This is a genomic window from Moraxella cuniculi DSM 21768 (assembly GCF_900156515.1).
Lineage (GTDB): Bacteria > Pseudomonadota > Gammaproteobacteria > Pseudomonadales > Moraxellaceae > Moraxella > Moraxella cuniculi.
Genome location: NZ_FTNU01000012.1, coordinates 1 through 13649 on the forward strand (window position 1 = coordinate 1; position 13649 = coordinate 13649).

Annotated in this window: 12 protein-coding genes and 1 tRNA gene; 5 read left to right on the forward strand and 8 right to left on the reverse strand. The window is 45.1% G+C overall.

The genetic code is table 11. The features are described 5' to 3' along the window. Positions 1 to 183: 183 nt before the first annotated feature. On the reverse strand, positions 184 to 543 hold the full coding sequence (locus BW928_RS07365; protein ID WP_076555670.1) for a helix-turn-helix domain-containing protein: 360 nt from the start codon (positions 541 to 543) through the stop codon (positions 184 to 186). 265 nt (positions 544 to 808) lie between these two features. Between BW928_RS07365 and BW928_RS07370 the strand changes: the two genes are divergently transcribed. Genes BW928_RS07370 through BW928_RS07390 form a run of 5 tightly spaced genes read left to right on the forward strand, consistent with a single transcriptional unit; the run spans position 809 to position 8052 of the window. Continuing rightward, positions 809 to 1519: a hypothetical protein gene (locus tag BW928_RS07370; protein WP_076555603.1), complete on the forward strand. Its 711-nt coding sequence runs from the start codon at positions 809 to 811 to the stop codon at positions 1517 to 1519. Positions 1520 to 1532: 13 nt separating this feature from the next. After that, on the forward strand, positions 1533 to 3230 hold the full coding sequence (locus BW928_RS07375; RefSeq protein ID WP_076555604.1) for a dynamin family protein: 1698 nt from the start codon (positions 1533 to 1535) through the stop codon (positions 3228 to 3230). Beyond that, positions 3227 to 4711 carry a dynamin family protein gene (locus BW928_RS07380; RefSeq protein ID WP_076555605.1) on the forward strand — a complete coding sequence of 495 codons (1485 nt, stop codon included), beginning with the start codon at positions 3227 to 3229 and terminating at the stop codon, positions 4709 to 4711. Before BW928_RS07375 ends, BW928_RS07380 begins: the two co-directional genes overlap by 4 nt. 10 nt (positions 4712 to 4721) lie before the next feature. Next, complete coding sequence (locus tag BW928_RS07385) at positions 4722 to 5915, forward strand: hypothetical protein (RefSeq protein WP_076555606.1); 1194 nt, start codon at positions 4722 to 4724, stop codon at positions 5913 to 5915. A 22-nt stretch (positions 5916 to 5937) separates the two neighbouring features. Beyond that, on the forward strand, positions 5938 to 8052 hold the full coding sequence (locus tag BW928_RS07390; RefSeq protein ID WP_076555607.1) for a dynamin family protein: 2115 nt from the start codon (positions 5938 to 5940) through the stop codon (positions 8050 to 8052). Positions 8053 to 8363: 311 nt separating this feature from the next. Here BW928_RS07390 and BW928_RS07395 read toward each other — a convergent pair. The 7 genes from BW928_RS07395 to glyQ all read right to left on the reverse strand — a co-directional run bounded on the left by BW928_RS07395 (position 8364) and on the right by glyQ (position 13329). Continuing rightward, positions 8364 to 8454 (reverse strand) — tRNA-Ser (locus BW928_RS07395). Positions 8455 to 8599: 145 nt separating this feature from the next. Beyond that, positions 8600 to 10681 (reverse strand): glycine--tRNA ligase subunit beta, encoded by a 2082-nt coding sequence (glyS, locus tag BW928_RS07400; protein WP_076555608.1) that lies wholly within the window; start codon positions 10679 to 10681, stop codon positions 8600 to 8602. A 203-nt stretch (positions 10682 to 10884) separates the two neighbouring features. Then, entirely contained in the window at positions 10885 to 11007 is a 123-nt protein-coding gene (locus BW928_RS11945; protein ID WP_144295806.1) for a Fic family protein, read from the reverse strand. A 10-nt stretch (positions 11008 to 11017) separates the two neighbouring features. After that, on the reverse strand, positions 11018 to 11203 hold the full coding sequence (gene rhuM, locus BW928_RS07410) for a RhuM family protein (RefSeq protein ID WP_078310048.1): 186 nt from the start codon (positions 11201 to 11203) through the stop codon (positions 11018 to 11020). A 240-nt stretch (positions 11204 to 11443) separates the two neighbouring features. After that, on the reverse strand, positions 11444 to 11680 hold the full coding sequence (locus BW928_RS07415) for a hypothetical protein (protein WP_076555609.1): 237 nt from the start codon (positions 11678 to 11680) through the stop codon (positions 11444 to 11446). Between the two features lie 21 nt (positions 11681 to 11701). Next, positions 11702 to 12385, reverse strand: coding sequence for a DUF2711 family protein (locus BW928_RS07420; RefSeq protein ID WP_076555610.1), 684 nt, complete (start codon positions 12383 to 12385; stop codon positions 11702 to 11704). Then, entirely contained in the window at positions 12382 to 13329 is a 948-nt protein-coding gene (glyQ, locus tag BW928_RS07425) for a glycine--tRNA ligase subunit alpha (protein WP_076555611.1), read from the reverse strand. The genes BW928_RS07420 and glyQ overlap by 4 nt, the downstream gene beginning before the upstream one ends. Between the last annotated feature and the right edge of the window lie 320 nt (positions 13330 to 13649).

Below are 13649 nucleotides of genomic sequence, written 5' to 3' on the forward strand. Positions count from 1 at the left end.
ATCACAGACAGCTTGAAATCAAGTGTGTATTTTGCCATAGAAAGCACCCCAAGAGTTAGTAGTGGAATGTCTAACTTTTGGGGTGCGGTTCACTGCCAAGGTGTTATTTTATTTAAAAAATTAGCAATAATAAATATACAGTCAAGTTTTTTATCAATTTATAAAACAAAGCTACAATTTAACTTAACAGCCATCTTGACCGCTTTTTTTCCATGCTACCAACTGCTCAATCAAATCAATCAGTGCTGCTCGCTCGCTAGGCTCAAGCTCGGCAATGGCATTCATAACACGCCTTGCCTCATCGTTAATTGTTGGATTGGCATTTGTCAAAAAATCTGTCGTCTCACAGTTGAATAATAATGCAAACTCTGACAGTCGCTTGATTGTCGGCATAATCCCTCCACGCTCCATTCTAGAAATCGCATCATTACTAATACCGATATGCTCTGCCACTTGTGCTTGAGTATATCCTGCCAGCTGGCGTTTGCTTGCTATTGCCTTGCCGATCGACTTACTTAAGTTCTTATCTGTTCTTTGTGTCATATCGCCCTCACTTTTCATGTCTAGTGTAGGCATTTAATGCTTGAAGTACAGATTGTTTAAGTTATATAATATAACTTTAAGTTCTTATAGGTCGGTATTTGCGTGCCAAATCTAAATTTTAGACTTAGTCTAGCATAATTTTGAACCAACACCCATATCGCCAAAAATTGCTGCGTCATGATAAGACGCACCCTGCAAGCAAGCTACTATCTTTCTGGATAAAATTTTGTTACCTTATACAAAACGGTTTTTTGAATGATTTTTTATGAGTGCATCACAACAAAGTATTATCGTTCGCCAATGGCACATTATCCAATTCTTGCTAAGAAGTAGCGGTTATGTCTCAACCAATGACATCAAATCCTATCTGGACACCAAGCAGATTCCTGCCGAGATACGCACCATTCAGCGTGATATGGCTACGCTTGCAACTGCCCTACCTCTAGAATGCCGCAAAGATGACAAGCCATACAGCTGGCGTTGGCAGCGGCTTGAGAATGTTGAGCGTGTCGATCTTAGCCTGTCTGAGATGCTGGTTTTTCATCAGGTTGATACTCAATTAAGGGGCGTGTTGCCTGCCGATTTAATGGAGCGTCTAGAGCCGTTGTTGTCTCGCTCACGGCTGACTTTGGCAATGATAGGACAGGACTTGGATATGCACCTAAACACAGACAGCACGGACACTCCGAGCGGTCAATCAATCAAGAAAAAAGGCACACAAGGATTCATCAACCCCTACACCTCTCCAGCGGGCATACTGTACAAATGGTTGCGTCAGATGAAGTCGCACCTTCGCCGTACCCAAACGGACAAAATCACGCCGCGTATCTTGTTCGAACAACTGCCACACTGGCGAACATTGGTTAGCACCGAAGATTTGCAGAATCTCGAAACCGAACTGCTCAATATCGGACTGCACCCACTTTCTCAGGAAATCCATCAGACACTCAAAAAATCCAACAACCCAACAAACTAACTAGGAATGTATCATGAAATTTTACAAACAACAAATTCTTAGCGATCACTGGTCGCAGATAATGGACATCGCCGAGCGTTATGAGGCAAACCAAGCCCTACAGCGTTATAAACCACAGGTGGATAACTTCATCATGCGTGTGCCGCTGGTAGGGGTGTTCAGTGCTGGCAAATCAACTCTGCTAAACCGCTTACTTGGCGACAAACTGCTGGCTACCGACATCGACCCCAGAACCTCCATCGCCACCGAACTACATTATGGCACCGAAGAGCGGTTCATTGGGCATTTGGCAGATGGCACGACCATCTCACTGTCTCGTGATGATGTATCAAATGAGAACATCGACCGCATCACGCCACACAATACAGCCGGTAAACAAGGCTGGCTATCTGCATATCTGCCATCACCAGTGCTGGAGCAGTTTCCTCATGTTTGCTTGGTGGATTTGCCAGGGCTGGACTCAAACCTTGTCAGCCACAATCAGATGATTGACCACTATGTTCAACGCAGCCTAGCTTATTGTATCGTTGTCTCTATCGAAGATGGTGAGCTAAAAGCCTCGACACAGGATTTCTTACAGGCTCTCAGAATCAACGCCATGCCAGTGATTTTGATCATCACCAAAAGCGACAGAAAACCTGATGACGAAGTCGCCGCCATCAGTGCCAAAATCACCCAATCCATCACCAGTCTTTTGGGGCGTGAGCCGCTAAAAGTCGCGACAGTGTCAGCTCGTAAAGAAATCAATCTTGACGAAATCATCGAGGCATTGGCTCTGGTAGAAAGCCAAGCCGAGCTGCGGTTTGATGAAGTGGTGGCAAATCCGATTGTCTCAGAGCTACAGTTTTTGGTACAGAATCTGGACAAGCGGATTAATACAGAGAATTTGACCGTCGCTCAACTGCTCCATGACAAAGCAGAACTGCAAGAAAGCCTTAGCCAGTTTCGTGCAAATCTAAACAAAGAAATTCGAGAGCTAGAATCACAATCAGCCAAGATCGCCAACCGAATCAGCGAAAATGTCAAAAGCAGCCTAAGCTCCCAACTGGACACCCTAGCCCACCATCTTGTCAATGGACAAGACATCAGTCGCATGGTTGAGAATAATGTGCGTCTTACCATCAGCCAAGGTATCCAGAGCCAGCTTTTGCCCATCATCAATGCCCATGTAGGACACATTCAGGACTCCATACCCAATGCCCTAAATGTACAAAACCCTGATATCAGCCTGAATAACCAAAGCCAAGATAATTTTAGCTTTGGTGATTTGCTCAGTACGCTAAGCCCTATTTTGGCATTAATAAAAATCCACCCTGTGGCACGCATTGTGTCATTGTTACCAACCATTGTAGGCTTGCTGGACGGCTTGCTCTCTATAGGCAAAAAAGAACAGCTCAAAGAACAACAGCTGCAATTGGCACGCGAAAAGATACTGTACGAAGTCATTCCTAATGTGCAGACGCAGGCACAAAGCAGCTTAAACGAAATCATCGGTGAGAATATCCGAGCAGTAAAAGCACAGATTGAGCTACAGATACAAGAACGCAACGACCAGATTGACGCTCAGCTGTCTCGCATTCAGGCAGATATTCAGCTAAGCCAAGCCGAGCAAGAAGCACGCAGACAGGGCTACCAAGCAGACCAGACTGTCTTACAAAATTTATTAGCAAATCTAACATCAACACCCAACCTTAAGGAACAAGCTCAATGAACGAGCAAAATTTTGATGTTGCAGCTCGTTATGACTTTCTTTGTCGAGCTCTGACCAAAGATAGCGACGCAGACACGCTTGCTTATCACGCCGATGAACAGCTCAACAAGCTAAATCACCACATCAATCACGACCTTGTGGCACTTGCTCGCCAAGACTCGCCTGATGGCTTTACAGACATTCTAAAAAATCTCAACAGCGAGCTGATACGCTTGCGTGAGTTTTGTGAATTTCCTGATTTGGCAACCAAGGCAGTGGTTGCTGTCGGTGGCAGATTCAGTGCGGGCAAATCAAGCTTTTTAAACACACTGCTTGGCAAAAAACAACTGGTCGTGGAGATTGACCCAACAACTTCCCTGCCCACTTATCTCCTAAAAGGCGATAGCGACAACATCATCGCAATCAACCTGTTTCATAACAAAATCTCGCTGAGTCATGATGAGTTTTTGAGCCTGACGCATGACGAAAAGGACAAATACGGCAGCCAAGTCGGCAGCGTGCTGTCAGCCGTCTTTATCAGTGATGGTCAATTCCCATGGCAAAACCTTGCCCTGCTGGACACACCGGGCTACACCAAGCCTGATGAAGCACTCAACAATCAGCGTACAGATGAGGACATCGCTCGCCTACAGCTCAACGCCGCCAACTTTATCATTTGGTTGGTATCGGCAGAAGATGGCGTGATAAAAGAGGACGATCTGGCATTCTTGTCAGGGCTAAATGCCACTATCCCAAAACTTGTGCTGATAAACAAGGCGGACAAAAAGACCCCCGAAGAAGTCGAGCAAATCACCACACTCACCAAACAAACCCTAAAAGGACATGGCATCAATGTGATCGATGTGCTGCCTGTCTCACGCAAAAAACAAGACTACCCACTAGATGCCATCATGGGATATTTTGACCAGTGGAATCAGACAGCCACCGAGCCGAGATTTGCCAAGAATTTTGCCAAGCAATTCGGCAGTTATCAGCAGCACCTTGAGTCAGCCATCGAGAAGCACAGCAAACAACTCTCCCTAGCCAATCAGATGATAGCCATCAGTGATGATGGCGAGATGGACACGATAGCAACAACCATCAAAAACAACATCGCAAGACAAATCACCGACTGGCAAACCACCCTAGCACAGCTTGAGCAACTAAAACAAGAATTTTTTGCCACTTTTAACCAGCTTGCCATAGCTTTTGGCATACAATCCCCAACCAACAACGCAAACAAGGAGTCAGCAATGAGCGACCTAGCAACAAACGAACCAACCACCATCGCCAAATCTATCCAAGAGATGGATATCCAGTCCAGAAAACAAATCGCCAGCAGTGAGTCGCTGTCTGACGAGCAGCAAATCGCCCTTGCCAAAGACTACTCCATCGTGGTACATCGAGCATTGGCAAGCAATCCAAAGCTATGCGAAGCGGCACAGATGTTGTTGCTAGAACAAAAAAAAGCCAGACCCAACAATCTTGGAAGCACTTTGTAACAACCCCTCTTTGGCAAAAACAGCCTTTTCAGTTCTTGAAAGCAAGTTCGAAACTGCGAATCTGACAAACCTGATTATCAATCTTTATGCCAGCTATCCATTTGATGAAGCAGAGCAAGCTGAGATTATTGCTAATGCCAACACTAACCAATCACAACTCCAAGGTCTTGCCAAAAACCCCAAGCTAACCAATAAAAATCAAGTTTTGTTTAACGAGAAATCAGAATCTAAAACCTCTTCTATGTTTGGTAACTACACCTCAACTAAATATACATATAATGAAGAAGTTCGTACATGCTTGGCAGAAAATCCTTCATTAACCGAAGAAGTGCAACAAGAGCTTAGTAAAGATGGATCAAATAGTGTGTTATGCACCCTAGCAAAAAATCCAAATCTTGACAAGCAGTTGCAACTCGACTGGGTACGGAATGGTGGCTATCAGCTCAAAAAACACCTTGCCCGTAACAATAATTTATCAGATGAAGCCCAGAGAATAATAGTAGATGATGGTGATTTTGGTGGTATTTTTCAAAATTTGGCTCGTAACAAAGCAACCATTCCTGAATTGCAAATAAAACTCGCCAGAAAGTCCTCTGAGATCAAAAAGAGCCTCGCCTCTTTAACAACACTACATAGACGAGCACAGCTTATCCTAATAGACGACAGCGAAATCGATATCCGTGCCACGATGGCTAAGAATGTTATGATCTGTAGTGAGATTGAAGATAGATTGCTGGCAGATGAGGTGGAAGTTAAAAAAAGCTTGGCAAGAAATAAACACCTTAACCTAAAGCTACAGACCGCACTGGCTAATGAGAGTGATGATATCCCACAGATACTGGCAGCCAATGAGCATCTGCTGGAAGAGGTGCAACTGCTGCTGTGCCAGTCAGAAGACCAGAAGGTCAGAGATCAACTTGCCAAAAATCTCACCATCACCCCAAGCAGTCAGCTGGTGCTTGTCAATGATGAATACAAAAACAGCAAAGAACTATTGGCAGAAAATATCAATATCATCGAAGAGGTGCAACTGATACTTGCCAATGACGAAGACAGCGACATCAGAGCCAAATTGGCAAGTAATATCGGCATCGCCCTATCAGCCCAAAAGATACTGGCAAATGGTCTTGATACCGATGTCATCGACAATCTGCTTGCCAACCCAAGCCTTGCCGATGAAGCCAGAGCAATCATACTGGACTAATATGCACAGTTAAGGAACTCCGATGGACACACAAACACATCAACACAGGCTACAGACACTGGTAACAAGCCTTACCCCATGGCAGGACAGTCTCTGTGATGAGATAAGTCAGCTAAAACAGCTACAAAAGGCGTTCGCAGATAAGCTAGACCGCTTCTCCCAAGACGAGCAAACCCTCAACATCGCCATCATGGGGCAGGTCAAAGCAGGTAAGAGCAGTTTTTTGAATGCCTTATTGTTTGACGGCAAGCCGATATTGCCCGAAGCCGCCACCCCAAAAACCGCCAATCTGACACGGATTGGCTATGCTGACACGCCCACTCTGGAGGTGGAGTTTTTTGGCGAAAAAGAGTGGCAAAGTGTCGTAGCACTGGCAAAAACTGACGGCACGCACAGCGAGATAAAAGTCGCCAAAGAACAGCTGGCGATGGTACAGGCAGCAGGGATAGACCCTATCGCCGTACTACAACAGGGTAGCTACCGCAAGCAAAGCGACAACATCGATGAAATCATGCTGGTGCTAAACGACTATGCAGGCAATGATGGCAAATACACCGCCCTTGTCAAGATGATACGCCTATACCTACCGATTGCCGAGCTGGCTGGCTATAATATCATTGACACCCCCGGCATGAATGACCCTGTCATCAGTCGCACCCAACGCACCAAAGAAGAGATGGCAAATAGCGATGTGGTGTTTTTTCTCTCTCGTGCCAGTAATTTTTTGGACGCGTCAGATGCCGAGCTATTGACCAGTCAATTGCCAGAAGCAGGTGTCAAGCGTCTGGTACTGGTGGCAGGACAATATGATTCGGCAATCGACCAAGATGGCTACGACAGAAAAAGCCTCGCCGACACTGAGGCGAACCTCACCAAGCGAATCATCAATCGTGCCAAAACAGACATCGGCAGAATCGCCGAACAAAAACACCGTGCAGGACAGCATACCGTTGCCGAGCTGCTACAGGCAATGGGCGAACCGATTCTCTCCAGCACCTATGCACATGGCTTTGCCAACTGGTCGCCTGACAACTGGGGCAAGGGCATGGCTCACGCCCATCAGTCTCTGACAGAGCTGGCAAGAGACGAATGGCAATACGAGTTCAGCCAAGCCGATTGGGTGCGTATCAGCGGCTTTGAGGCACTAAAAAACGCCTACGAACAAGCACGCCAAGACAAAATAGCCATCATCGAAAGCCAAAAGGCAGGATTATTGCCTGAGGCACAGCAAAACTTAAGCGAATGGCTAAAACGCCTAACAGAGCAGCTAAGCACTCGGATTGCAACGCTCCAAAACAGCGACATCACTTCGCTGAACCAAAAGCAGTCCGAATACGAGGGCAAAGTACAAAGTATCGCATCTAAGCTTGAGGCGGTAATATCTGCGACAATCGATCAGGCTCGCACCCAGCAACAAGAGATTGTCCAGTCGTTAAAACAAGAAATGGCAAGCCACAGCCAAATCAGCACGCATACAGGCACAAGAATCAGAGAGGAATCTTATGAGGTCAGTGCTGCAAAGTTGTTTAAACCATGGACATGGTTTAAAAAGGAGACTCGTTATCGCACTTATACCCAGAGCTACGAATACATCTCCGCCAGCGAGGCAGTGGAGAATCTTACCAATTATGCCCATGGCTGTATCAGCGATCTTGAGTTGGCATTTGGTCAATTGGTCAATGAACGCACCATCAAGCTGCAATTACGCAAAGCCTTGTTTGAAGTCGTAAGCAGTACTGATGGCGATTTTGACGCCAGACAATTTCGCAATCTCATTGACCAAAGCATCGATCGCCTGAACCTGCCAAGTCTACGCCTATCACTGGGCGATGTCGGCAGCGAAATCAGCAGTCAATTCCAAGGTGAGGTAACAAGCTACAGCGAGCAAGCAGCACTAAAAAGACAGCTTGAGCAATCGCTAACGGAAGTGTACCGAGCGGTCTGCCGAGAGTTTGACAGTGCGACAAATCAGGTCATCAAACAGCTAAACCACACAAAGGGCAACCTTGCCAACCAGCTGACAGATGACATCACCCGAGAGATAGAGCAGCTCAAGACCGACCTGCAGGACAAGCAGGAGGTATTGGCAGGCTACGAAAAATTGCTTCGGCAGTTACAAGAGTATCAAGCCAGCTAAATCAAACCATCCACATCTGCCACCGATTGCACGGCTTTCGGTGGCAATTTACACCCTTTCGTATCAACGACAAATTGCCCAACCGAGCAAATTCGCCATTTGCTAGATTTATGACACCATCGTCCAAATCATCTAAGTTCCGCTACAGATAAATGATGGTTATCAGCCCAGCATGCTTTTTGCCAATCAAATAGCTCAAATAAATGCAAGGCACAATCATCACAACCAGCTTGTTAACTGCAAAGCCAACCAACAGACAAAATAAAAAGCCTTAAGAATAAGGCTTTGGGTTTGTGTCTGACAAGGGAATTTGGCGGTGAAGGAGGGATTCGAACCCTCGATACGCTATTAACGTATACACACTTTCCAGGCGTGCGCTTTCGACCACTCAGCCACTTCACCAAAAATGCTATTATACTCAAAAATCAACCGATTGTCATGAGTTTTCTTAATTTTTACCAAACATTTACACAGGCTGTCAAATGGCATCGGCGTGCCAAGATGGCTACTCTTGTCGCACGCCACAGACAGCCTTGATTTGCTAATTTTAATTTTGTAGCAAACCAATATCCGCCACGCTCAAGAACAATGCACGCACCTGCTGCAATATCGCCAAGCGGTTATTTTTTAGACGCTCATCATCAGCATTGACCATCACTTCAGCAAAAAACTGGTTAAGCGGTGCAGCCAGTGCCACCAAGGCAGTCAGCACGCCCTGATAATCAGCCGTCTGCTGCAACGGCTTGACCGCATCTTTGGCATCCAAGATGGCTTGATAAAGCTGCTTTTCTGCTTGATGAACCAACGCGGTCTCATCAACCGTATCCGCCACCGCCACATCAGCCTTTGCCAAAATGTTGGCAACTCGCTTATTATTTGCCGCCAAAACGCTCGCCTCTGGCATGGTGCGAAATACCTCCACCGCACGAATGCGTTCGTCAAAATCCAGCGGTGTCAATACTTGAACCGCTTGCACTGCTTGGATTGTATCAACCGCCACGCCCTGCTCGGCATACATCGCACGATAGCGGGCATTGATAAACTCGCTGACCTCGTCAAATGTACGGACAGGGTCGCTGATTTTGTCTGCATAAGCTGCTATGGCATTTTTGATAAGTTCTGATAAATTAAGAGGTAATTTTTTCTCAATTAAAATCCGCAAAATACCAATGGAAGCACGACGCAGGCTAAACGGGTCTTTTGAGCCTGTGGGAATCTCGCCGATACCAAAAATCCCCACCAAAGTATCAATGCGGTCTGCCAACGCCAGTGCCGTGCCAATGTCTGTGGCAGGCAATTTATCGCCGCTGAACTTCGGCAGATATTGCTCTGCGATTGCCAGAGCCACGCCAACAGGCTCGCCATTTAGCCGTGCATAATAAGTCCCAGCAACGCCCTGCAGTTCAGGGAATTCACCAACCAAAGTACTGGCAAGGTCGCACTTGGATAGATATGCGGCACGCTTTGCCTCGTCTTGATTGGCACCGATTTGGCTGGCAATCTGTGCTGCCAGTGTTGCCATGCGTTCGCATTTTTGCCAAATGGTGCCAAGTTTTTCTTGGAAAATGCGAGTTTTGAGATTCTCAGCAAGGGCAGACAGCGGCTGTTTTTGGTCTTGTAAAAAGAAAAATTCAGCATCTGACAAGCGTGGACGCACGACTTTTTCGTTGCCCAAAATGACCGCTTGTGGGTCTTTGCTGTCAATGTTGCTGATAAAAATAAAGTTTGGTTTAAGTTTTCCTGAATTATCAATTAAACAAAAATACTTTTGGTCAGCCTGCATGGTGCTGATGAGTGCCTCCTGTGGCACTGCCAAAAACCGCTCAGGAAAACCTGCCATCAACGCCACTGGCAAATCAACCAGAGCTGTTACCTCATCAAGCAGTTCGGCAGGCATGACCGCCTGTGCCGATGCTTGGGCGGCAAGGCTTGATACCTGCTCGACAATCATCGCTTGGCGACGGTCAAAATCAGCAATAACCTTGGCATTGCTTAGGATATTCTCATAGTCATCCGCATGAGAAATTGTAATAAAATCAGGAGCATGGAAGCGATGCCCTCGTGTCTGATTGCCTGTACGATGCCCCAAAATCACAGCGTCAATGACCTGCTCGTTTGCCATCAATACCACCCACTGCACAGGGCGGACAAATTCCTCTTTGCTTGCACCTGATCGCATACGCTTGGCAATCGGCAAGTCATCCAAAGCCTTTTGGAAAATCTGTGGCATAAGCTCGCTGGTTGGCTTGCCCTGTATCGTCAGCTCGTAGCCGATATATTCGCCTTTTTTGTCAGATAAGGTAATCAAATCATCTTTACTAAGATTTAAGCCTGTGGCATTCAACCCCTGCAAAAACCCCTGCCCTGCACGAGTTAATTCACCATGTTCATCAAAACTTGCCTTGAGATTTGGCCCTCGTTTTTGCTCCACTCTGTCAGGTTGCTTGTCGCTGATGTTGGTAATTTGCAATGCCAGACGGCGTGGTGCTGCATAGCTTTTGATACCGTCAAAGGCGATATTTTGCTCAAGCAGGGATTTTTTGACCTGCTCGCACAATGCGTCTTGTAAGGTTTTTAAGGATTTTGGCGGCAACTCTTCGGTGCCAAGTTCAAATAAAATGGTGGTCATAGAATACCTTAATTTAATAGCTAAATTTATTTAAATTATTTAAAGATTGGTGCTTGTGTCGCATATGCACAACCAATTTAATCAATGTCTCTTTGTTATCGAGATGAAATTTGGCAATCAATAGTACCAAAGTGGTCAAACCTGTGTCATTAATAATCGGTGCATTATCGGCGGTCAATAACCGTCCATTGCTATGTAAAAATCTACAAATAAAATGTCCCGCTGCGTTTATTGCCATCAGCAAAAGAATGATTTTTGATGACAAAACACAGTAAATGTGCTGCCTTTTCTTCGATACTTAGATAGGCAGGCTCGCCAAATACCATTTGCTGCAAATTACCCAAAATGCAGACAGTCCATCACCACGCTCTTTGGCAAATAATACAAACGAGCAGTTGCCCAACGGTGAAAAGCGACACCCGCCTTAGAATTTACACGATATCCGACCGAGATAATGACATCAAGATTGTAAATCAATATTACGCCCAACAATGTGTTCGCCCTCAATTTCAACTGTTGCATTTTTGCAGCAGTTGAAAGCTATCCAACTCTTCTGTGTCAAATATCTTTTTTAAGTGGCGTGAAATCACCGATTTATCACACCCAAAATATCTGCCATTTGCTATAAAGATGGGCAAACGGTATCATTATCAAAACACATTTTCACCTTGGCATCGCCCGTGGTGGTTTGGTAAATTTCCATGGGGCTATTCATGATTACTCCATGTTTGCGTCTTGATAATTTGCCTTTATCATCAAGTCTTAATCGTCTTTTTGATCGCCAGCATCACGGTCGTTGTCATTATCCTGATCATTATCGCCTTGATCGTCATCATTGTCGCGGTCGCTGTCACGATCGTCGTCATTGTCGTTTTCACGCTCTTGGCAGTCGGACTGTTTGGTGCGGTCGTTTTCACGCTCGTTATTATCGTTATTGCCAACCATACCACAAGCGGTTAAAAAAGTGGCTAAAATAGCGATTAAAATAAGGTTTTTCATAAATACGCTCTCTAAAAACAATCAGTTGATATTCCACACCACTTCTGTTTGTGGCGTACAATAAAACCCTTCAAAGTCATAAAACTGGCGAATTTTCTCAATCATTTGTTTTGATGAACAAATAAACACGCTCGACACCCCGTAAATTGAACCAATCAACAATTGATAATCTGGCGTAAATATCGTTCCTACCCCAATATCTTGCTCACTCAAAATCAAATCGTCAATAAAATGCAATTTTCGTTCTGTGGCAAATTCATCACCTACCCACACCCAGTCATAGCCTAATTTTTTGATGACATTAAATATATCATTCTCAAAATAAGGGGCAATTTCATTGGTTTCAGGTGCAAAAATATCGCATTCATTCTCCAAAGTAAGAAGCTGATGTTTAATATCCATCCTTTGCAAATGCTCATAAAGGCGATTTTCACGGCTTTGAATGCCTGTTTCAAGGTCTTGATACTCGCCAATGTTCAGTTTTTGCATAATTTCTTGCCAAGAAATAGCTTTGGCATAACGAATAAACGCTTGCTTAGAAACATCAATGTTTCGATTTAAAATCCACTGATGCTCTTTTTCGATTTTGCAAAAGGGTTGCATAACCACAAACACCGCTTCAAATACCCCTGCAAAATATGCCAAAATTTTGCCATCATAAGGAAAACTGGCAAATCTATCAGGTAGTGGTGCTTTTCGGTTCACTCACCACTCTCTTTCGGCAACCACTTCTCCAGTGCCTCTGCCTTATGAGCTTCGTCCGCCAATGGAAAGCCAAGTTTGGCACGAGCTTCGGTGTAGCTGACCGCCACTTTGCGAGCCAGCGTCCGCACACGCAAGATAAAGCGTTGGCGTTCGGTAACGCTAATCGCCCCGCGTGCATCTAATAAATTAAAGCTATGGCTGGCACTTAGCACCATCTCATAGGCTGGCAAGGGCAGATTGACCGCAACCAATTTATCAGCTTGCTGCTCATAAAAATCAAACAGCTCAAACAGTTTATTAACATCGGCATGTTCAAAATTATAAGTAGATTGCTCAACTTCATTTTGGTGAAACACATCGCCGTAGGTTACACGCCCGAACTCGCCGTCCGCCCATACCAAATCATAGACGCTGTCCACGCCCTGAATGTACATGGCAAGGCGTTCAAGCCCATAAGTAATCTCGCCTGTTACAGGGAAGCACTCAATGCCACCAACTTGCTGAAAATAAGTAAATTGGGTAACTTCCATGCCGTTTAGCCACACTTCCCAACCAAGCCCCCAAGCACCAAGCGTTGGCGATTCCCAATTATCCTCTACAAAGCGAATATCATGGGTTAAAGGATCAAGACCCAACGCCTCAAGCGAGCCTAGATACAGCTCTTGGATATTGGCAGGATTGGGCTTTAGCACCACTTGGAATTGATAATAATGTTGCAGGCGATTGGGGTTATCGCCATAGCGACCATCAGTCGGACGGCGAGATGGTTGCACATAGGCAGCATTCCACTTCTCAGGTGTCAAAGCACGCAAAAAAGTCGCTGTGTGAAATGTCCCCGCCCCCATCGGCATGTCATAAGGCTGTAAAATCACACAGCCACGAGACGCCCAATAGTTCTGTAATGTTAGGATTATTTCTTGGAAGGTTAAAGTCTTGGTTGTCATTGCAATTACTTAAAAATAAAATAAATATCCCATTTTAACACATTTAAGAAGTCTTACCAAATGCAATTTTTGAGCAAATTTTGGCGGATTATTGATAAGGTTCTATATTTTTTAAGGCAGATTGAGATTGTCACATAATTTTGCAAACCATTTGTTTAGAATCTTGATATTTTGATAGAATATTGTTATAATAGTAGCAATTTAGCCCAAAACCCACTTGCAAAAACACTTTGTAAGTTTGGCAATTGGGTTGAAGCACTCAACAAGACAAATCAAAATTTTTACAAACCTTGTTATCGTTAGGTTTTATCAATATTGAT